A 20,531-nucleotide genomic window follows, 5' to 3' on the forward strand; every position below is an offset into this window, starting at 1 on the left:
AGGCGGTCAACTGTATGACCACGCGGTCTGACCGCGTGGTCATGTCTACGTAGCCGACAGCGGTACGTCAAGGGTTCCGGCGGTATCGATTCCGAGGGGCGGATGCGGGTTCGTCGGAGGGCGGCCGGTCGGCGAAGGGAGTCGCAGTCGCCGTGCGGAGAGCCCCCGTGGTGGACATATCTGCTGGTCAAGGGATACAAGTTGGCTCTCGCGCCGGCTCGCGGAACGGGGGTGTCGCTCCCCTCCGGCGGTAGGCCGGCCGTCCTGCCGACAGGTACGGTCAGCTCTGAGGTCAGGTCGAAGGGGCTTGACAGCGACTCCTCGGAGCGTTCACTCTTCCTCCCAACCGCCGGTCGAATTTGTTCGATCGTGTTGAGTCTTGGTCGCGTAGACGACCGCTTCCCCGTCACACCCCGCGGGCCGACGTGCCGCCTGAGCACGGCCGCCCTGTCAGGAGCCGAAATGCACTCTTCCTCCCTCGGTCGGCCCATGCCTTCTGCCAGCCGACGCACCGTCCTGCGCGGTATCGGTGGCGCAGCCGTCCTCGGCGCCGGCATACCGCTGCTCAGCGCCTGCGGCGGCAGCGGCAGCGGCAGCGGCACGGCATCCGACCCCAAGACCGTCAGCCTCGGGTCGAACGCGTCGGACGCGGTGCCGAAGAAGGCGTTCGCCGAGATCTACGCGGCGTTCACGAAGCAGTCCGGGATCACGGTCGACGTGAACACCAAGGACCACAACACGTTCCAGGAGCAGATCAACACCTACCTCCAGGGCACCCCGGACGACGTGTTCAACTGGTTCGCCGGCTACCGCATGCAGTTCTTCGCCGCCAAGGGCCTCGCCTCCCCGATCGACGACGTGTGGCAGAAGATCGGCGGAAACTTCCCCGAGGCGATGAAGGCGCTCAGCAAGGGCGCGGACGGCAAGTACTACTTCGTGCCCATCTCCACGTCCCTCTGGGGCGTCTTCTACCGCAAGAGCGTCTTCGAGAAGTACGGCTACGAGGTCCCCACCACCTGGGACCAGCTCGTCGCCCTGTGCAAGCAGATGAAGAAGGACGGCCTGGTTCCGTTCGCCTTCGGCGACAAGGACGCCTGGCCCGCGCTCGGCACCTTCGACCAGATCAACTTCCGTACCAACGGCTACGACTTCCACGTCGAGCTGATGGCCGGCAAGGCGTCCTGGACGGATGCCAAGGTCCGCACCGCCTTCGACCACTGGGCCGAGATCCTCCCCTACCACCAGGAGGGCGCGGTCGGCCGCACCTGGCAGGACGCGGCCCAGACGCTGATCTCGAAGAAGGCGGGCATGTACCTGTTCGGCAGCTTCGTGGCGCAGCAGTTCACGAACAAGGCCGACCTGGACGACCTTGACTTCTTCCCCTTCCCGGAGATCGACTCCGCGCACGGACAGGACACCGTCGAGGCGCCCACCGACGGCTTCATGCTCTCCAAGGCTCCGAAGAACAAGGACGGCGCGCTGAAGCTCCTGGAGTTCCTGGGCACCCCGGAGGCAGAGCAGATCTACCTGAAGTCCGACCCGAGCCTGGTCGCGGCTTCCAACAAGGCCGACACCTCCTCGTACACCCCGCTCCAGAAGAAGGCGTACGAGACGATCGCCGGCGCCAAGCACCTCACCCAGTTCATGGACCGCGACAGCCGCCCGGACTTCACCTCCACGGTGATGCAGCCCGCCCTGCAGAAGTTCGTCCGCGACCCCAAGGGCGTCGACAGCCTGCTGGCGTCGATCGAGCGCCAGAAGAAGACGATCTTCGCGTCCGCATGACCGCCACCACGAACACCGGTACCGGGACCGGAACCACCAGCACCTCGGGGGCGGCCGCAGTGCCGCCCCCGGGCAACCCGAAGAATGTGACCAAGAATCAGACCAAGCGGCTGCGCGCCCCCTTGGGCCACCGACGGCTGCTCACCCGACGGGACCGCCTCACCCTCGGCCTGATGGCCGGGGTGCCGACGATCCTGCACGTCATGCTCGTCTGGCTCACAGCTCTCGCCTCGATCGCGCTGGCCTTCACCACCTGGGACGGCATCGGCTTCGACTCCATCACATGGGTCGGCCTGGACAACTTCCGTGAGCTGTTCACCAGCAACCCGCAGTTCTGGCCCGCCGTCGAGCACAACATCGTCTGGTTCGTCGTGCTCATCCTGATCCCGACGCCGCTCGGCCTGTTCCTGGCCGTGCAGCTCGACAAGAAGATCCGGTTCAGCAAGGTGTACCAGACCGCGTTCTTCCTGCCCGTCGTGCTGTCGATGGCGGTCATCGGGTTCGTATGGCAGCTCGTCTACAACCCCGACACCGGCCTGATCAACAGCATCATCGGCGCCAACGAGCCCGGCCACTACATCGACTGGATCGGCGACCCGGACCTCAACCTGTGGTCCGTCCTCATCGCCGCCTCCTGGCGCCACACCGGCTACATGATGATTCTCTACCTGGCCGGCCTGAAGGGTGTCGACCCGGCGCTTCGGGAGGCGTCCTCGCTGGACGGCGCCAACGAGTGGCAGACGTTCAAGAACGTCATCTTCCCCACCCTGCGCCCCACCAACACCGTCGTCCTGGTCGTGACGATCATCGAGGCGCTGCGCGCCTTCGACCTCGTCTTCGTCTTCAACAAGGGCGCCGAGGGCACCGAGTTGCTGTCGATCCTGGTCACCAACAACATCATCGGTGAGTCCAGCCGCATCGGATACGGCTCCGCGATCGCCGTGGTCCTGCTGGTGATCTCGCTTGCCGTGATCATCCCGTATCTGATCGCGACCTTCCGGAAGGAGCGGCGCGCATGAGCTCCCACCCGTCGCCCACCACCACCCTGAACGAGGCGCTTCGCGCCACCCCTTTGAACTCTGGCGCGCTGGCCAAGCAGCGCACCCCCGTCCGCCCTGCCCGGATCCTGCTGCACGTCTTCCTCGCCGGTGCCGCGCTGGCCTGGCTCGCACCCCTGCTGTGGGCGATGTACGCGGCGATGCGCCCGTACGCCGAGACCAGCACCAAGGGCTACGTCTCCTGGCCCGACGAACTGAGCCTCGACAACTTCACCAACGCCTTCCAGCAGTCAGACATGCTGCACTACTTCGGCAACACATTGCTGGTGGCGATCCCCGCGGTGCTGCTGACGCTGTTCCTGTCGTCGATGGTCGCCTTCTACGTCAGCCGCTTCGACTTCCGGGTCAATCTGTTCCTGCTGCTGGTGTTCACGGCCGGCAACCTGCTGCCCCAGCAGGTCATCATCACCCCGCTGTACCGCCTGTATCTGCTCATCGACCTGCCCGGCATCACCATGAGCGGCAAGCTCTACGACTCCGCGCTGGGCCTGGTACTGATCCACGTGGCGTTCCAGTCCGGCTTCTGCGCCTTCGTGCTGGCCAACTACATGCGCTCCCTGCCGCACGAGCTGACCGAGGCCGCCCTGGTCGACGGCGCCTCCGTCTGGCGCCTGTACTGGCAGATCGTGCTGCCCCTGTGCAAGCCCGCCATGGCCGCCCTGGCGACGTTGCTGTCCATCTGGATCTACAACGATTTCTTCTGGGCGATCGTGCTGATCTCCACCGGCGAGAACATGCCGATCACCTCGGCGCTGAACAACCTCTCCGGCCAGTACTTCACCGACCCCAACCTGGTCGCAGCCGGAGCCCTGCTCACCGCGATCCCGACCCTGATCGTGTACTTCGTGCTCCAGCGGCAGTTCGTCAGCGGCCTCACGCTGGGCGCCAACAAGGGCTGAACCTGAACCCCCCACTCGTTCCCCGCACTTCCCCGGAGCAGCACCTGTGAGCACCGAACGCCCCAACAAGGTTGTGAGCCCCTTGCCTTCCCAGCTCCCCACGTATGTGTCGGACACCGCACCGTGGCGGGGCGCCCTGCGCCCGGCCCGCTCCTGGCTGCATTCCGACGCTCCCTCCCAGTCGCTCAACGGCTCCTGGCAGTTCCGTCTGTCGCCCACGGCGGCCGTCGCCGAGGACTTCGCCTCCGAGGACTTCGACGACCGGGGCTGGGACAGCATCCCGGTGCCGGCGCACTGGGTGCTGGAGGGCGACGGCGCCTACGGCCGGCCGATCTACACGAACGTCCAGTACCCCTTCCCGATCGACCCGCCGCACGTCCCCGACGAGAACTCCACCGGCGACTACCGCCGCCGTTTCGACGTCCCCGAGGACTGGTCGGACGCCGAGCGGGTCCTGCTGCGGTTCGACGGGGTGGAGTCGCTGTTCCGGGTGTGGGTGAACGGCGTCGAGATCGGCAGCGCCAGTGGCAGCAGGCTGGCCCACGAGTTCGACGTGACGTCCGCGGTGCGACCGGGCGGCAACGTCGTCGCCGTACGGGTGCACCAGTGGTCGGCCGCCAGCTACCTGGAAGACCAGGACCAGTGGTGGCTGCCGGGCATCTTCCGGGACGTCACCCTGCTCGCCCGCCCGGCCGGGGGCGTCGAGGACGTCTGGCTGCGCACCGGCTACGACCACGGAAACGGCCGTATCGACCCGGAGGTCACCGCCGACGCCGCCGCGTTCCCCGTCACCCTGCGCATCCCCGAACTCGGCGTCGAGCGGGTCTGGGCCACCCCGGCCGACGTGGCGCCCCTCGACATCGCGGGCGTCCAGCCGTGGTCGGCCGAGCGGCCCCGCCTGTACGACGCCACCGTGTCCTCGGCCGCGGAGAGCATCGCCCTGCGGGTCGGCTTCCGCACGGTCGAGATCCACGGCGACCGGCTCCTGGTCAACGGCCGCCGTGTCGTCTTCCACGGGATGAACCGGCACGAGGCCCACCCCGAGCGCGGCCGGGTCTTCGACGAGGAGCACGCCCGCGCGGACCTGGCCCGCATGAAGCGGTTCAACGTCAACGCCATCCGCACCAGTCACTACCCCCCGCATCCCCGGCTGCTCGACCTCGCCGACGAACTCGGCTTCTGGGTCGTCCTCGAAAGCGATCTGGAGACCCACGGCTTCGAGAACGTCGACTGGGCCGACAACCCGAGCGACGACCCGGCCTGGCGCGCCGCCTATCTGGACCGTGTCCAGCGCACCGTCGAGCGGGACAAGAACCACCCCGCCATCGTGATCTGGTCACTCGGCAACGAGGCCGGAACCGGCGCCAACCTCGCCGCGATGTCGGCCTGGGTCCACGCCCGCGACCCCGAGCGTCCCGTGCACTACGAAGGCGATTACACCGGCGAGTACACCGACGTCTACTCCCGCATGTATCCGACGGTCCCGGAGATCGAGCAGATCGGCACGGACGGTTCCGTCGCGCCGCTGCTCGGCTGCACCCCCGCGCAGGGCGCCCGGCAGCGCACCAAGCCGTTCCTGCTGTGCGAGTACGCCCACTCGATGGGCAACGGGCCGGGTGCCCTCGACCAGTACGAGGAACTGGTCCACCGGTTCCCGCGGGTGCACGGCGGTTTCGTCTGGGAGTGGCGCGACCACGGCATCCTGGCCACGGCCCCGGACGGGACGCCGTACCACGCCTACGGCGGCGACTTCGGGGAGGTCGTGCACGACGGCAACTTCGTGATGGACGGGATGCTGCTCAGCGACGACGTGCCGACGCCGAGCCTGTACGAGTTCAAGGCGGTCGTGACGCCGATCCGCTTCGCCTTCGACGGCGACAAGCTCGTGATCACCAACCTGCGGCACTCGGCCGACACGTCCGACCTGCGCTTTCGCTGGCGCGTCGAGCACGACGGGAACCTCGTGGACTTGGGGGAGTGGGATGCCCCGGTCCTCGCGGCGGGCGAGTCGGGGCGGGTGCCGTTGCCGCCGGTCGCGGTGGCCCCGGACGGCGAGACCTGGCTGACGGTCGAGGCGGTGCTGGCGACGGCGACCGCCTGGGCGCCGCAGGGGCATGAGATCGCCACCGCCCAACTCGACCGCTCGGTACGGCGGCCGGTGCCCGTCGCCCGGCCCCGGCGCGACTGGCGGCCCGGCGAGGGAACGCTCACGCTCGGCATCGCCGAGTTCACCGGCGGCTCCCTCACCCGCCTCGCCGGGCGCCCCGTGGCCGGCCCTCGCCTGGAACTGTTCCGCGCGCCCACCGACAACGACGAGAGCCGGGCCGACCGGCTGGAGGGAAGCGACAACAGCGTCCTCGGGGTGTCGAGCGCCGACACCTGGCGCCGCGACGGCCTGGACCGGCTGACCACGCGGCGCCTCGACGTCGAGCAGGCCGCGGACGCCCTGCGCACCGTGGACCGGGTCTCCGCCGCGGGCTCCGCCCTCTCGGTGACCGTGGAGTCCCTCTGGTCGATCGAGGACGGCGAACTCGAACTGCGCGTGGAGATCGAGCCGTCGCGCGGCTGGCGGTCGGTGTGGCCGCGGATCGGGGTGCGCTTCGAACTGCCCGACGGGACGGCACCCGTCGACGGCGCGGACTGGTTCGGCCTGGGCCCGCTGGAGTCCTACCCCGACAGTCTCCGCGCGGCCCGCACCGGCCGCTTCTCCTACCCGATCGGGGACCTCGCGGTCGCCTACGCGCGCCCCCAGGAGACCGGCCACCGCTCCCAGCTGCGGCGCCTCACGCTGACCAGCGGCGGCACCGAGGTACTGCGGCTCGTGGCACTCCCCGACGCCCGCGGTCGGCGCCCCGGCTTCACCCTCGGGCGCCACACCCCCCAGCAGATCGCCAGCGCCGCACATCCCTTCGAGCTCCCGGAGTCGACCGCGAGTCACCTGATCATCGACGCCGTCCAGCACGGACTCGGCTCCCGGTCCTGCGGGCCGGACGTGTGGCCGGAGTTCGTGCTGCGCCCCGAAGCCCGCACCATCAGGCTGCGCATCACACCGGGCGCCTGAGCAACAGAGCCCGTCGGCGACGCTGCTGCCCACCGTGGGCCGGCGGGCCGACCGGGCGCTGCACGGCCCGGCGGCGGGGGTGGCTGGCGGTTCCCCGAACGATGGTCCCGGACCGCGGACTGCCCTCGACGAGAGCATGCCGCTCGAGCCGGGCGCCTGCCGCATCCCCCTCTCCGAGATCGGCCGGGCCGAGGCCTACGCGCGAGCCTGTGCCGAGCTCGGCGAGCCCCGGGCCGCTGTCGAGGGGCGATGGCGGCCGGCCAGGCGACCCGGCGAAGCCCACCGCCCTCGTCAGGACCGTTTCCCGGCACACACTTCGTCAGCGACGGGCCGAAACAGCGGTGCGGTCTTCAAGGATGCATCCATGGGTTCGCACACCGTCTGATGACCAAACGGAAGGGCAAGTACGCCATCGGACAGAAGGGCCTGATCCTCGGCCGCGAGGGCGTGGGCACGGTCACCGAGGTCGGCCCGGCCGTCGCCGGCCTCAAGCCCGGTGGCCTGGTCGTGATCAACCCCACCCAGCCTTGCGGGCTGTGCCCTGCGCGCAGGGTCGGCCACGAGCGTTGTCTCTACCGGGTTCCCGACTCCATGAGCGCGTCGCAGTCGTCCGAGAGCCGATGGCGGAAGCCGAGTGGTGAGCCCAGGTATAGGGGGTTGCTCCGTGTGTCGGTCCTTCCTCGGGCTTGGCGAGGTTCGGCCATGGGGTCATCGGGAGGCATTCCGCTCGACTGTGCCGACGTGCCGGGGCCCTCTCTCCAGGTGCGACCTCGCCCGGCTTCCACATGACCAACGGCCGCGCCGGCCGGCGCGGCCCCGCATCTCCGAGAATCACACCTCGTGCCACTACGGCGCCGCTGCCCGGGAGAAGCGCCGACTGGACGCGAGGCGGGCCGGGGCACTCCTCCCGGTTGTCTGAAGCAGGCCGTCAGCCCGATCCGGGTGCTGCCCGGCCCGCCACGGTCGTCGGCGTAATGCCGCGCCAGGTCGATTTCCTTCTCGACTCCACGGAAAGTGAGTTCTGACATGACAGGTTTGCCCAGTCGCCGACAGGTACTCGGCGGGACGGCAGCGGGAGTACTGGCCACGCTGGCCGGGATCCCGCATGCCGGTGCCGCGTCCGCCGCTGTGACGTACACGGCGCCGGATCCGCGGGTGTGGATCCACCTCAACAACGGGTGGCGATTCATCAGAGCGGACGCCACTGGTGCGCAAGCGCCCGGTTTCGACGACTCCGGATGGACGTCCGTCGTCACCCCCCACACGTGGAACGCCGTCGGCGGTGCCGACGGCGGCAACGACTACTACCGCGGAGTGGGCTGGTACCGCCGCCGCTACACCGTGCCGGCCGAACTCGCCGGAAAGAGGCTGTACCTGCAGTTCGCCGGGGTCAACCAGATCGCCGACGTCTGGGTCAACGGCACGTACCTCGGGCAGCACAAGGGCGGGTACTCCCGCTTCCGTTTCGACGCCACGGCCGCGCTCGTCCCGGGCGGGGACAACGTCATCGCGGTGAAGGTGACCAACGCCCGCGACACCGGCATCGCCCCGTTGAGCGCGGACTACACCTTCCAGGGCGGCATCTACCGCAACGTGAGCCTGTGGGCCGTCGACGACCTCCACGTCCGGATGACGGACTACGCGGGCCCCGGCGTCTACCTCCGGCAGACCAACGTGAGCGCGGCCTCGGCCACGGTGACCGTCACGACGAAGCTGTGGAACGACAGCACCACCACCAGATCGGTGGTCGTGCGCAGCGTCATCGCGGACAAGAGCGGGACCGTCGTCGCGGAGACGAGCAGCACCGCGCAGACCGTCCTCGCGGCCACCGGCACGGAGGTCCAGCAGACTCTCCACATCAGCAGCCCGCACCTGTGGAACGGCCTGGCGGATCCCTACCTCCACAACGCCGGCGTCGAGATCCATGACGTCACCGGGGGCGGGGACCAGATCACGGATGTGGTGACCGAACGCCTGGGTCTTCGCTCCATCGCCGTCGACGCCAACACCGGGTTCCGCCTCAACGGCAGCCACCTCCACCTGCATGGCGTCAACCTGCACCAGGACCGGGCCGGCCAGGGCTGGGCGATATCCGACGCCGATCACACCCAGGACTTCGACCTCATCAGCGAGATCGGCGCCAACGCCGTCCGGATGGCGCACTACCAGCACGACCAGAAGGACTACAACCTCGCTGACGAACGCGGAATGATCGTGTGGGCGGAGATTCCCCTGGTCGACCTCGTCACCGACTCGGCCGCCTTCACCACCAGCACCCAGAACCAGCTGCGGGAACTGATCCGGCAGAACTACAACCACCCCTCGATCGCCTTCTGGGGCATCGGCAACGAGCAGATCGACTACAACGGCACCGCCACGAACACGCTGCTCGCGTCACTGGCCGACATCGTCGAGGCCGAGGACCCGGACAGGCTCTCCACCTACGCGGTCCGCGGCGAGGACCCCGACAACGCGCAGGCGGGACTGCACACCCAGACCACGGGCTTCAACAAGTACTACGGCTGGTACTACGGCTCCAAGGACGGCGACCTCGGCGCGTGGGCCGACAACCTGCACGCCACCTCCCCGTCCCGCAGGATCGCCATGTCGGAGTACGGCGTCGGCGCCAGCACCACCCAGCACGCCCTCAACCCGCCCAAGCCGGCTCCGGGCGGATCCTGGCACCCCGAGGAGTACCAGTCGCTGTTCCACGAAGCGGCCTGGAAGCAGCTCGCCGCCCGTCCCTTCATCTGGGGCACGTTCGTCTGGGCCATGTTCGACTTCCCCTCCGACGGCCGCAGCGAGGGGGGCCAGCCCGGCATCAACGACAAGGGCCTGGTCACCCGCGACCGGCAGATCCGCAAGGACGCCTTCTATTGGTACAAGTCCAACTGGGCTACCACTCCCACCCTCTACATCACCAGCCGTCGGTGGACCCAGCGCACCGAGCCCACCACCGAACTCAAGGTCTACTCCAACGCGGGCCAGGTCACCGCCACCCTCAACGGCACCTCCCTGGGAACCCGGAGCAGCAGCGACCACATCTTCAGATGGCCCAGCATCACCTTGAGGCCCGGCCAGAACACCGTGACGGTCACCGCGACCATCAACGGCTCCACCTATACCGACAGCGTCAACTGGACACTCGGCTGAGAACCCCGCCCCTCGACAGCCGCCCGGTCCGCACGCGGCACAGGCGCTACAGGGGTAGGGCGGGCGATGCCACAGTTCTCGGGTGGCCGTATGACCACCGCCACGATCCCGTAGGTGGGCGGGTCTCGGCGGCGTGACGATGCCAGGTGGCACACGACGTACGCGACGAAGCTCCGGTGGGCAGAGTGACCTGTCAGGTCGTTCTGCCCGACCGGAGCTTCGATGTGCCGTTCAGTCCGCCGCCGCGTGTCACGCCGAGTCGCCCACGGCGTCAGCTTCGTGCGACTGCCGTCGGGGCCATGATCACGGCAGGGCGAGCCATGGCCCGTTCGATGGGAACTGTCAGCTTCGTGCGGAGGGTGAATTCGCCCGGCCGCAGAACGGCGTCGCGCACGTCCTGCGTCACGATGAACGAGCACCGGCGGGAGCAGTGTCAGGCATGGGCCAGTCCCGGGAGGTGTTCGGCGAGGTGCATGGTATGCAGCCGCGCGAACTCGTCGTGTGTGCAGCGTCCGTAGGCGGGGTGGGGGGCGTGTTCTCCGGTGTGGCCGGTGAACAGGGCCACCGCGTCCGTGAAGCCGGCCGCGGCCTCGCTCACCGGCAGGCCCGGGTCCAGCGGCGGCGCTCCGTCGATCTCCGCGCCGAGCGGGTGCTTCATCGCTCCGCGGCGCAGGAAGACCCACTTGGCCAGAGCGCCTGCCGTCGCCCGGAACAGGGCGGGCTTGAGCTTGGGATAACCGGAGACGGAGTAGCGGACGGTCTGGGCACAGTGCTGCAGTGTCTGGGACAGGTTCCAGGCGCTGCCCGGCGCCAGCAGGTCACGCTCGGGGCGACCGAGGTCCTTGCGGAGCCGTTCAGTGAGCTGGACGAGGGTGAGTGAGGTCATATCGCAAGATTCCGTTTCCTGCATGCTCGACGGCCAGGGCCCCGACGTCGGTCCCGCCCCTGGCGGCAGGCCCATGCCGGGCACTCCCCGCTCGCTGGGCAAGCACTGGTACTGACTACTGCGTCAGAGCGCCGGTGCATGCTCGTTCAGGTGGTCGATGATCAGGCTGGTGAGGACCTCGGGAGCCTCATCGGGGACCCAGTGACTGATGCCTTGCAGTGCGTGGAACGAGTAGGGGCCGCTCACCCATTTTTCTGTGGCATGAGCTGCGGTGGACCCGAGCGCGACGTCCTCGGTGCCCCAGACGTAGAGCGTGGGTACCTGGATCTTCCCGACCGCGGCGTCAGGCCGGTCGGCGCGGTAGTAGTTGAGGGCCGCGCTCAGCGCACCGGGTTCGGACAGACGCTGTACGTATGAGTCGACGTGATGGTCGGCAACCTTGCCCTGGTAGAGGGAACGCAGGAGCGCGGCGTCGTCCGCGAGGAAGCGGGCCTCTGTGTCGGGGCTGCGCCAGTCCTGCTGGTACTGGGAGCGACGGCGTTGGTCGTCGTCGGTGCGATGTGCCTCGCCCAGCGCGTTGGGATGCGGCGTCGACACGGTGGTGAGCGTGCGCAGTCGCTCGGCGTGCCGGGCCGCGGTCCACCAGGCGATGGCGCCGCCCCAGTCGTGTCCGACGAGGTCGAAGCGGTTCCAGGCGAGTGCGTCGGCCACCGCCAGAACGTCCCCGACCAGTTCGCTCACCCCGTACGCGTCGGCACGCATCGGGCGCACACCTGGCGAATAGCCGCGGGTGTCGGGCGCGACCGCGCGGAAGCCCTGGTCACCCAGCGCGGCCACTTGTTCTTCCCAGAGGACGGCGGTCCGGGGAAAGCCGTGCAGGAGCAGGACGGGGCGCCCGTCGGCGGGTCCTGCTGCGATCGCGTCGAAGGTGCCTGAAGCCGATGGGATTTCAAGGTGTTCTGTCATGGTGCATCCTTTTCGGGAAGGTGGGCGCCCCGTCGGGGCATCGTGCCCACGAACGCTCCGCTGCCGAGCAGCGCCGAAAGAGCCACCGCCAGGACGAGCCGGCGGGTGGAGATGCGGCGACAGCTGCGGCGACCTAGGGTGACGGCTCGTCGATCGCGCGGTGTCGCGGCGCTGCGGGTGCCCCTCAGGGCGCATCAGTTCTGTCGCCGCTTGCGCCTCATGGCTCGTCGGTGGGTGGGTCCGTGCGGCCGATGATCCAGGCGCCCCACTCCGTGTCGGTGCGCCGTTCAGGCAGGTCCAGCACGGTGGAGACCGTCAGGACGAGACCGGTGGCCAAGAAGGAGCGCACCTGCATCGGGTCGGCGCCCGTCAGACGGGTGATGGTCTGCTGGAGGTCGAGCTGGCGCCGCCGTACCGACTCCTGGACCACCGCGTCGCCTGACGCGGCATAAGCCTGCAACAGGACGAGGCCGACAGTGGGTCGGCTCTGCAGGAGATGCCGGTAGGCGTCACCGAGCGCGCTCAGCGTCGGTTCGGCGCTCTCGAAGGTGGCCTCGATCCCGTCGTAGGCCGCGTGTACGACCTGAAGGAACAGATCACGCTTCGAGCCGAACATCTGCACGATGCGGGGATGGGAGATGCCGACCCGTGCGGCGATCGCCTCGATGCCCGCCCCCGACAGTCCTTTCCGGGCGAACTCAGCGTCGGCCGCCTCCATGATCTCAGCCCGCCGCACCGACGCCGGCTTACGGGTGCGGCCGGGCTCGGTCACTTCTCGGCCTTCGCGCGGCCGATCTGACTCAGCACGAAGCGGTGGTCGTACAGGCACCGGTAGGCGTGGATCAGCCCGTCCTCTCCCAGCTCCAGACGGTCGTCACCGTGGAACTCCACGCGCTGCCCCGTGCCGGCGAGGGTCCCCGAGAAGCGCCACGCCACCAGCACGGCCCGCCGCGTCACCTCCCCGTACAACCCCATACGCGTGAACGAGTAGTCGGGAAAGGCCTGTGCCATCTGCGTCACGAAGGCGCGGAGGCTGTCGGGGCCGTGTGCCGTCTCACCGAGCGCCGGCTCGTCGTACACCAGGTCTTCGGCGCACAACGCCGCCGCGGCATCGCCATCGTGCTCGTTCCAAGCCCTCTCCCATCGATCGCAGAACGCCTCAAGGGCCTTGATGTCTGATGCGGCCACTTCGGCCACGGTGGTAACCATGCTTCTAACTTACAGGTAAGTAAGATGCGAGCCAAGGGCCGGTTGGCCCAAGGTGGGGGCTTGCCTTGGGGCATCATCCGCGGTGACGACTACAGCGAAGCGAACTGAGGACCGGGTGCCCCACGAACAAGGTGATGGGCCTGATTGACCTCCCACCCGAGTCCTGGGATGGGAACTGCGGCTGGATGCTCTCCGCCAACCTGACCGCCGACCGCGACGCCTGGGTGAGGCTCCTGGCGGTGCGCGACCACGCCGATCTGGTCGATGCCGAGCCCGGCACCAGGCGCTTTCGCCTCTGCCGCCTGCGGGCCCGCATCGCGAAGCACGCCCGCCGCCTGCTCCGCATCGAGGCCACCTGGCCCTGGGCCAACGCGTTCACCACCTGCGGGCGGCGACTCTCTGAACTTCCCGCCGTCACCCGACCGTCGGTCCTGTCCCGACGAAGACCAGAACGGGGGAGACCCGCACCACCCCGGGCCCGTGGAGCCCGGCGCAGCCGCAGCGTCACGCGACGGCCCACCCCCGACTGCAGGGGACATTGCGAGCGAACCGCCGAGTCGCTCAGCGCCCGAACCTCGCTGCCGGATCGAGGTAAAGGGTGAGTCACGGCGTGCCGCGGACATCCAAGTTTGGTATCGGGACGATAGGGGGTGGCAGTTCGCCTGCGGGGAGTTGGCCGACTCGCTGGACGGCCAGTTCGCCCAGCCGCCGCTTGTCGAGGAGGGCGCTGCCTTGGTTGGCCGGAGGCAGACCGGGTCGAACGGTGGGGTGGTGACGCCGCCGAAGGGGAAGATGCCGCGGCTGGTCTCCGTGGGGAGGAGGTCGCCGACGGGGTGATGCCTCCCTCCGCTATGAGGGAGGGGTTCTCATGTCAGCTTTCTCCTCTGTGGGTTCACTCGAAGAGCACTGCAACGACTTCGGCGACGCACACAGGCTTGTCGCCGCCCCGCCGCTCGACGGTGACGCGGAGGACGGCCTGGGCTCCCTGCGGTCCGCGCCGCAGTTCCGTCAGCTCCACCATGCCCCTCACCTGGGAGTTCACGGGTGTGAGGGCCGGGCAACGGACCTTGTTGCTGCCGTAGTTGATGGCGGCGGTCAGCCCCTCGGTCCGCGCGGCTTCCGACAGGAGCATGGGGACGAGGGACGGGACCAGATAGCCGTGGGCGACCGTCGTTCCGTACGGGCCCTTCGCGGCCTTGTTCGGGTCGAGGTGGATCCACTGGTGATCGCCGGTGACATCGGCGAAACGGTCGATGTCATTCTGGGGCGGGCGCTACGGCGGCACTCACCGCCACCGCTGTTCAGGTGCCGGACGCGGTCCCCTGAACACAGCAATGTGACGCTGCTGGCGTCGTCGCGTACCTGGTCCACAACGCTGGGCGCCTGCTGCACCGCTCGCTGGACGAGCCCCGGAAGCCTGGGTGGCCTGGCGCTGCCGCCCCTTCAGTGTTGACGCCTTCTCCACCAGCACCGCCACTGGTGGCCCGCACCCGCTGACCCGGAATGCCCAGTAATGGTCCACGGCGCGTGGCTGCCCCTGTTTATCGGCCTGAGGACGTGTCAGCAATCGGGCTCTGTTCCGTAGTCGGTGGTGACGGTGCGTTCTCCTCATTGCAGGAGGATGCGGTGACGGAGGAGGTCGAATCCTGCTCGGCCGTGCATCTGCCGCATGATCTTCTTGGTTCGGGTATTGACGCCCTCGGTCCGGCCGTTGTGGTGGGGCAGGGTGAGGCCGGCGTTCACGGCGGCGCGGTCGAGTTCGAGGCCGTTACAGAAGCTGAGCAGGTGGGGCAGGCCAGCGGTGCGGACTGTCGCGATCCACCGGGAGAGCTTGTCGTTGTTGCCATGGGCCGGGGTAAGGAACGCGGCGAACTCGCCGGTGAGTCGGGCGAGTTCGGTCATCTCCGGGCACGCCGCGGTGAGGAGGCCGAGCAGGTCGGTGTCCTTGGTCCACAGGTGCTCGGGGTGGGTGAGCAGGAGCCGGGCGACGCGGCGGGGGGTTGTCACGGGGCGGTCGCCTTCAGCGCGGCCCTGATTGAGGTAGCGGACCAGCAGGTTGGCACTGCCGGTATAGCCCAACTTCCGGATCTCTTCGAGGAGATGGGTGACCGGGACGGCGGGTTCCTCGGCACGGCGTCGGCGCAGGTGGTCGCGGTAGGGGTCGACAAGGGTGGGCCGGTAGCGGGGGGCGATGCGATCCGCGGGCGGTTCAGGGATGCGGGCGTAGCGCTTGACGGTATTCAGGGCGAGGTTCAGTCTGCGGGAGCAGTCGAGCAGGCCCACGCCGGAGTCAAGGAGGGCGTGGACTTTATGCCAGCGCTCGCGGGTGGTCTGCTCGCGGACGCCGCCGGGCCGGGGCGGGTTGACGGTGGCCCAGCAGGGGGCGTGGGCGCGGACCTCGGCCAGAACTTTGTCGCACAGGTTCCGCCACAGATGCCAGCGGTCGCTGACCTGCACCGCGTCGGGCAAGGCCCGGCGGATCGCCTCGGCGTAGGTGGCCGAGCCGTCCCGGCACACGACTTCGATCCCTTTCTGCCCGTGCAGCCAAGCCTCCAATGTGGCGGCTTCCCGGTCGGGCAGGACGTCGACGCGTTCCCCGGTCTCGGCATCGATGATGAGCGTGGCGTAGCGGTGCCGGCGGCGCAGGGCGAAGTCATCGACCCCGATCACCCTCGGGATCCGCAGCGTCGGCGGGGGTATTGCCCGCAGCACCCGCAGGGCGGTGGCGAACGATACGGGCACGGCCAGTAACCGGGTGAGCCGGGCAGCCGCCCGGCCGCATAACTCTTTGACCACCCCCGAGACCTGGCTGGTCAGACGCGTGGTGCGGCGCTGAAGGCGCTCGATCAGCCCAGGGACTTGCTCGCGGAAGGTCTGCCGCCGACAGCCCAGGACCGGGCAGACCAGACGTCGTACCCGGACGTTGACCACGACCCGGCGGCCATCGACCGGCACATCCGCAACGGTCCGGACGTGGTATCCGTGCACCTTCCCCGTCGGGACCCCGCACATCGAGCAGGGAAAGGGAACATCCCGGGTTCGGGCCAAGACCCGGATCATCTCGCCGTCGTCCGCCACATCCTCGATGACCAGCGCTGAGAGCCCTGAGAACACCGTTGCCACGAGGGAGTTGACATCTCGCATACAACATCAACGACGCCCGTCACCAACCGTCACCACCGACTACGGAACAGAGCCGCCATAACGGTGTACGGGGCACGGGTCCACACGGTGAGGCAGTCGAGGTGACGCACACGTGGGAGGACATGGAAGCGCGCCTCGGCTGGCTTATCCTCACGGCCGCGGCGCTGGACGACCTCACCGGGTGCTGCCTGGGACACGGTGGATGAGCGGCGGCGTTTCCGCGTGGCGAGGGTCGCGGCCTTGGCCGGACACGAACCTCAGCTGACCCGCTCCACCCTCTGCACGGAAGGGCCCGCACGGACGTGCGGGCCCTTCCGCGTCATCCCCTACGTTGCGGACGCACACGCCCTGAGAGGGCGTATCCCGCCTCCCCGGTGGGAGATGAGTGGGAGACAAGTGGGAGATGATCATGGCGTGGTGCTGCAATCAGGCGCTAGGAAATGCTAGACGGCGCTACCTGCGCGGCCCTGGTTCAGCCGCCGGATTCGCCCGCGTGCGGGCTCAGCGCACCCATGCTGACCAGCGCAATCACCACCACACCGAGGATCACGCGGTAGTAGACGAACGGCATGAAGCTCTTGTGCGAGATGAACTTCATGAACCACGCGATGACCGCGTAGCCGACGAAGAAGGCGATGACCGTGGCGAAGATCGTCGGCCCCCAGGTGACGTGGCCGCCCTCCATCGCGTCCTTGAGCTCGTAGCCGCCCGAGGCGATCACGGCCGGGATGGCGAGGAGGAAGGAGTACCGGGCCGCGGCCTCGCGCTTGTAGCCCATGAGGAGGCCACCGCTGATGGTGGCGCCGGAGCGGGAGACACCGGGGATGAGGGCCATGGCCTGGCAGAGGCCGAAGATCAGACCGTCCTTGACGCTGAGCTGTTCGAGGCTCTTGCGCTCCTTGGCGGCGCGGTGCTTGCCGCCGGTCTCGTCGCGCGCCGCCAGGCGGTCCGCCACGCCCAGGACGATGCCCATGACGATCAGCATCGTCGCCGTGAGGCGCAGATCACGGAAGGGGCCCTCGATCTGGTCCTTGAGCGTCACGCCGAGGACACCGATCGGGATGGAGCCGACGATCACCAGCCAGCCCATCTGGGCGTCGTGGTTGCCGCGCATCTCCTTGTTGAACAGCGAGCGCGACCACGCCGAGATGATGGTGGCGATGTCCTTGCGGAAGTAGATCAGCACGGCGGCCTCGGTGCCGATCTGGGTGATCGCCGTGAAGGCCGCTCCCGGGTCCTCCCAGCCGGAGAAGGCCGCCGTCAGGCGCAGGTGCGCGCTGGAGGAGACGGGGAGGAATTCGGTCAGCCCCTGGACGAGTCCGAGGATGAGGGATTCAAACCAAGACATGAAGTTACGTGGTCCAAGCGCTGATCGTGGAGGGCCGACGGAAGACGTGCCGCGCCGCGGGGCGGGTGATCACAGGTGCTGGGGGCAGCCTAGCGCCCCAAGGGGACAGGGCTGTCACAGGGGTTTCGCAGGGCCGGCCGGGGGGCGGGCGAAGGGTGTGCGCGGGACGGGTGGAGCGTCGGCGTTCCGAGGCGTGGAACGGCCGGATCCGTGGTGTTGACCAGTCACTATGTCCGCACATACGTTGCTGGCGAGGGAAAGCGCTTGCCGCGGAGGGGTCGCCGCACCACCGGAGCCCCCGCCACCAGGCGTTCGCCAACGTCCGATGTCACGTTCGATGGAGTGCTGATCACGTCCATGCCCACACCCAGCAACGACCCGGGCCCGACTCCGGACCAACTGCCGAACAGCGCCCCGGCCCCGCTCGCCGGCCGTCGTGTCCGTGCCGCGATCATCGGTGTCGGCGCCATTGGTGGCGGCTCGCACCTGCCCGCGCTCGCGCGGCTCGCCGAAGAGGGCGAGACCGAGGTCGTCGCGGCCGTCGACATCGATGCCGACGCGGTGGCGAAGTTCTGCGCGGAGCACGGTGTCCCGCACGGCTACACCGATCTGGACCGCATGCTCGCGGAGCAGCGGCCCGACCTGGTCAGTGTCTGCACCCCGCCGACCCTGCACCGCGACCAGACGATCGCCGCACTACGGGCCGGCGCCTGGGTGTGGTGCGAGAAGCCGCCGGTGCCGACGCTGGCCGACTTCGACGCCGTCGAGGCGGAGGAGGGCGCGCAGACCTCGGGGCCGTACGCCTCGATCGTCTTCCAGCACCGCTTCGGGTCGGGTTCGCAGCATGTACGGAACCTGATCGCCGAGCAGAGCCTCGGGCGCCCGCTCGTCGCGCACTGCCAGACCACCTGGTACCGGGACACCGCCTACTACGCCGTCCCCTGGCGCGGACGCTGGGCCACCGAGGGCGGCGGGCCCGCCATGGGGCACGGCATCCACCAGATGGATCTGCTGCTCGATCTGCTCGGCCCGTGGAGCGAGGTCCGGGCGATGGCCGGGCGGCTGGTCCACGACGTGGAGACCGAGGACGTCTCGACGGCCCTCGTCCGCTTCGAGAGCGGCGCGCTGGCCACCGTCGTCAACAGCGTCCTCAGCCCCGACGAGGTCAGCCGCATCCGCATCGACTGCGAGCGCGCCACCGTCGAACTGACCCATCTGTACGGCCACTCCAACGCCAACTGGTCCGTCACCCCCGCCCCGGGCACCCCGGACGCGGACGCGGCGGCCTGGCGCGACTTCGGGGAGGACGTCCCCAGCTCACACCTGGCCCAGCTGCGCGAACTCGTCGCCAGCATGCGAGCCGGCGAGCGCCCGCGCAGCAGCGGCGCCGACGGGCGGACGAGCCTGGAGCTGATCGCCGCCCTGTACAAGTCGGCGTTCACGGACGCGACCGTACGGCGTGGGGAGATCGGGCCCGGGGACCCGTACTACACGGCCATGCACGGAGGCGCCCCCGGGTGGGCGCCCGGAACGGCCCAGGTGTCCGCCGACGCGAGCTCCGTCGGCACGAGTGAGGAGATCACCGCATGACCTTCCACGACGGGCTGCGCGTGGTCCACGCCCACGGCGACCGGATCACGGTCACCGAACCCGCCACCGGCGTAGAGCTGTTGAGCTACGTCTACCGGCCGGAGGCGGCCTGGGAGGCGCCGAAGCCGTATCTGCACCCGATCCGGACGCTGGCGGGGGACGTCGTCACCGACTTCCGGCCCAACGACCACCGCTGGCACAAGGGCCTGCAGCTGACGGCCTCGCACCTGTCGGGCCAGAACCTGTGGGGCGGCAACTCGTATGTGCACGGCGAGGGTTATCTGCCGATCCCGGAGCGGGTCGGTTCGATGGCGCACGTCGGTTTCGACGTCGTCGAGTCGGACGGCGAGCGGGTCGTGATCGCCGAGCGGCTGACCTGGCACCCGTACACCGGGGAGCTGTGGGCGGACGAGGAGCGCCGGATCGAGATCCACGACGTCGACACCGAGTCGGGTTCGTGGGCGCTGACCTGGACGAGCGCGATCACCAACCGCCGTGACGAGCCGCTGCTGTTCGGCAGCCCCACCACCGCCGGTCGCGAGATGGCCGGATACACGGGCCTGTTCTGGCGCGGTCCGCGTGCCTTCCGGGACGGGCGGATCATCGGGCCCGACTCCGAGGGGCCCGAGCTGATGGGCGAGCAGGCGCCCTGGCTGGCCTACTCGGGCGAGCACGACGCCACCGACGGACACGCCACGCTCGTCTTCGCGCACGCGCCCGAGAACGACCACACCGGGGACCGGGGCGCGCACCCCGCCCACTGGTTCGTCCGCAACGAGCCCTTCGCCGCCGTCGCTCCCTCCTGGGCCTTCTTCGAGGAACTGGAACTGGCTCCCGGCGACACGCTCACCCGTCGCTATCGGGTCGTCGTGGCGGACGGGGCCTGGGAGCGGGAGGAGATCGCCAAGTACCTGGAGGCGCACCCGTGGTGAGCGGATACGAGGGACTGCCCGGCGGGGTCGCCGTCTCGCACCTGGCCGTCTACGACTGGCCCGCGACCGACGGGGTCTGCGGCGGAACTCCCCATATGCACCTGACCTGTTCGGAGGCGTACGTCGTCACCGGCGGGCGCGGCGCGGTGCAGACGCTGACGACCTCCGGGTACGAGGTCACGCCGCTGGCGCCCGGGACGGTCGCCTGGTTCACGCCCGGCACCATCCACCGGCTGGTCAACGAGGACGACCTGCGGATCACCGTCCTCATGCAGAACAGCGGGCTTCCGGAGGCGGGCGACGCCGTTCTCACCCTGCCGCCGGAGCACCTGACCGACCCGCGGACGTACGCCGCCGCCACCCGCATCCCGCTGGACGCGCCGCAGGAGGAGCAGGAGCGCGTCGCCAGGACCCGGCGCGACCTAGCCCTGGAGGGCTACCGGGCGCTGCGCGACGCCTCCGGCCCCGAGCCGCTCGCCGCGTTCCACCGGGCCGCCGCC

16 protein-coding genes are annotated in these 20,531 nt (G+C 69.2%); 9 read left to right on the plus strand and 7 right to left on the minus strand.

Features of this window, described 5'->3' with window-relative positions; genetic code table 11:
- Window positions 1-489: 489 nt before the first annotated feature.
- From AWZ10_RS25330 to AWZ10_RS25350, 6 genes are all read left to right on the plus strand, one after another.
- Window positions 490-1,785, plus strand: a complete 1,296-nt coding sequence (locus AWZ10_RS25330) for an ABC transporter substrate-binding protein (protein ID WP_006378736.1) — start codon at window positions 490-492, stop codon at window positions 1,783-1,785.
- A complete protein-coding gene (locus AWZ10_RS25335; protein WP_006378583.1) occupies window positions 1,782-2,804 on the plus strand; it encodes a carbohydrate ABC transporter permease in 1,023 nt (340 codons plus the stop codon). The genes AWZ10_RS25330 and AWZ10_RS25335 overlap by 4 nt, the downstream gene beginning before the upstream one ends.
- Window positions 2,801-3,742: a carbohydrate ABC transporter permease gene (locus AWZ10_RS25340; protein ID WP_006379287.1), complete on the plus strand. Its 942-nt coding sequence runs from the start codon at window positions 2,801-2,803 to the stop codon at window positions 3,740-3,742. Before AWZ10_RS25335 ends, AWZ10_RS25340 begins: the two co-directional genes overlap by 4 nt.
- Window positions 3,743-3,824: 82 nt before the next feature.
- Window positions 3,825-6,803: a glycoside hydrolase family 2 TIM barrel-domain containing protein gene (locus tag AWZ10_RS25345; RefSeq protein ID WP_216868753.1), complete on the plus strand. Its 2,979-nt coding sequence runs from the start codon at window positions 3,825-3,827 to the stop codon at window positions 6,801-6,803.
- 384 nt (window positions 6,804-7,187) lie between these two features.
- Window positions 7,188-7,592: an alcohol dehydrogenase catalytic domain-containing protein gene (locus AWZ10_RS55785; RefSeq protein WP_158512272.1), complete on the plus strand. Its 405-nt coding sequence runs from the start codon at window positions 7,188-7,190 to the stop codon at window positions 7,590-7,592.
- A 237-nt stretch (window positions 7,593-7,829) separates the two neighbouring features.
- Complete coding sequence (locus AWZ10_RS25350) at window positions 7,830-9,956, plus strand: glycoside hydrolase family 2 protein (RefSeq protein ID WP_173402941.1); 2,127 nt, start codon at window positions 7,830-7,832, stop codon at window positions 9,954-9,956.
- A gap of 433 nt (window positions 9,957-10,389) precedes the next feature.
- Here the strand turns inward: AWZ10_RS25350 and AWZ10_RS25355 are convergent, their stop codons facing one another.
- From AWZ10_RS25355 to AWZ10_RS25390, 7 genes are all read right to left on the minus strand, one after another.
- Window positions 10,390-10,842 (minus strand): DUF1569 domain-containing protein, encoded by a 453-nt coding sequence (locus AWZ10_RS25355; protein ID WP_006379044.1) that lies wholly within the window; start codon window positions 10,840-10,842, stop codon window positions 10,390-10,392.
- Window positions 10,843-10,965: 123 nt separating this feature from the next.
- Window positions 10,966-11,808 carry an alpha/beta fold hydrolase gene (locus tag AWZ10_RS25360; protein ID WP_006379149.1) on the minus strand — a complete coding sequence of 281 codons (843 nt, stop codon included), beginning with the start codon at window positions 11,806-11,808 and terminating at the stop codon, window positions 10,966-10,968.
- 217 nt (window positions 11,809-12,025) lie between these two features.
- On the minus strand, window positions 12,026-12,580 hold the full coding sequence (locus tag AWZ10_RS25365; RefSeq protein ID WP_231885174.1) for a TetR/AcrR family transcriptional regulator: 555 nt from the start codon (window positions 12,578-12,580) through the stop codon (window positions 12,026-12,028).
- Complete coding sequence (locus AWZ10_RS25370; RefSeq protein ID WP_044472782.1) at window positions 12,577-13,017, minus strand: ester cyclase; 441 nt, start codon at window positions 13,015-13,017, stop codon at window positions 12,577-12,579. The genes AWZ10_RS25365 and AWZ10_RS25370 overlap by 4 nt, the downstream gene beginning before the upstream one ends.
- An 892-nt stretch (window positions 13,018-13,909) precedes the next feature.
- A complete protein-coding gene (locus AWZ10_RS25380; RefSeq protein ID WP_075693505.1) occupies window positions 13,910-14,272 on the minus strand; it encodes a MaoC family dehydratase in 363 nt (120 codons plus the stop codon).
- Between the two features lie 353 nt (window positions 14,273-14,625).
- Window positions 14,626-16,161 (minus strand): ISL3 family transposase, encoded by a 1,536-nt coding sequence (locus AWZ10_RS25385; protein WP_225966627.1) that lies wholly within the window; start codon window positions 16,159-16,161, stop codon window positions 14,626-14,628.
- Between the two features lie 472 nt (window positions 16,162-16,633).
- Window positions 16,634-17,509 (minus strand): undecaprenyl-diphosphate phosphatase, encoded by an 876-nt coding sequence (locus AWZ10_RS25390; protein WP_060892085.1) that lies wholly within the window; start codon window positions 17,507-17,509, stop codon window positions 16,634-16,636.
- Window positions 17,510-17,866: 357 nt separating this feature from the next.
- Here AWZ10_RS25390 and AWZ10_RS25395 point away from each other — a divergent pair, with 357 nt between their 5' ends.
- The 3 genes from AWZ10_RS25395 to AWZ10_RS25405 form a co-directional block, all read left to right on the plus strand.
- Window positions 17,867-19,099: a Gfo/Idh/MocA family protein gene (locus tag AWZ10_RS25395; protein WP_234360878.1), complete on the plus strand. Its 1,233-nt coding sequence runs from the start codon at window positions 17,867-17,869 to the stop codon at window positions 19,097-19,099.
- Window positions 19,096-20,031, plus strand: coding sequence for a DUF6807 domain-containing protein (locus tag AWZ10_RS25400; RefSeq protein ID WP_046705243.1), 936 nt, complete (start codon window positions 19,096-19,098; stop codon window positions 20,029-20,031). Before AWZ10_RS25395 ends, AWZ10_RS25400 begins: the two co-directional genes overlap by 4 nt.
- Window positions 20,025-20,531 (plus strand): cupin domain-containing protein (locus AWZ10_RS25405; RefSeq protein WP_060892086.1); only part of this gene is annotated, 507 nt, incomplete at its 3' end. The genes AWZ10_RS25400 and AWZ10_RS25405, both read left to right, overlap by 7 nt.

The organism is Streptomyces europaeiscabiei, from assembly GCF_001550375.1.
Lineage (GTDB): Bacteria > Actinomycetota > Actinomycetes > Streptomycetales > Streptomycetaceae > Streptomyces > Streptomyces europaeiscabiei.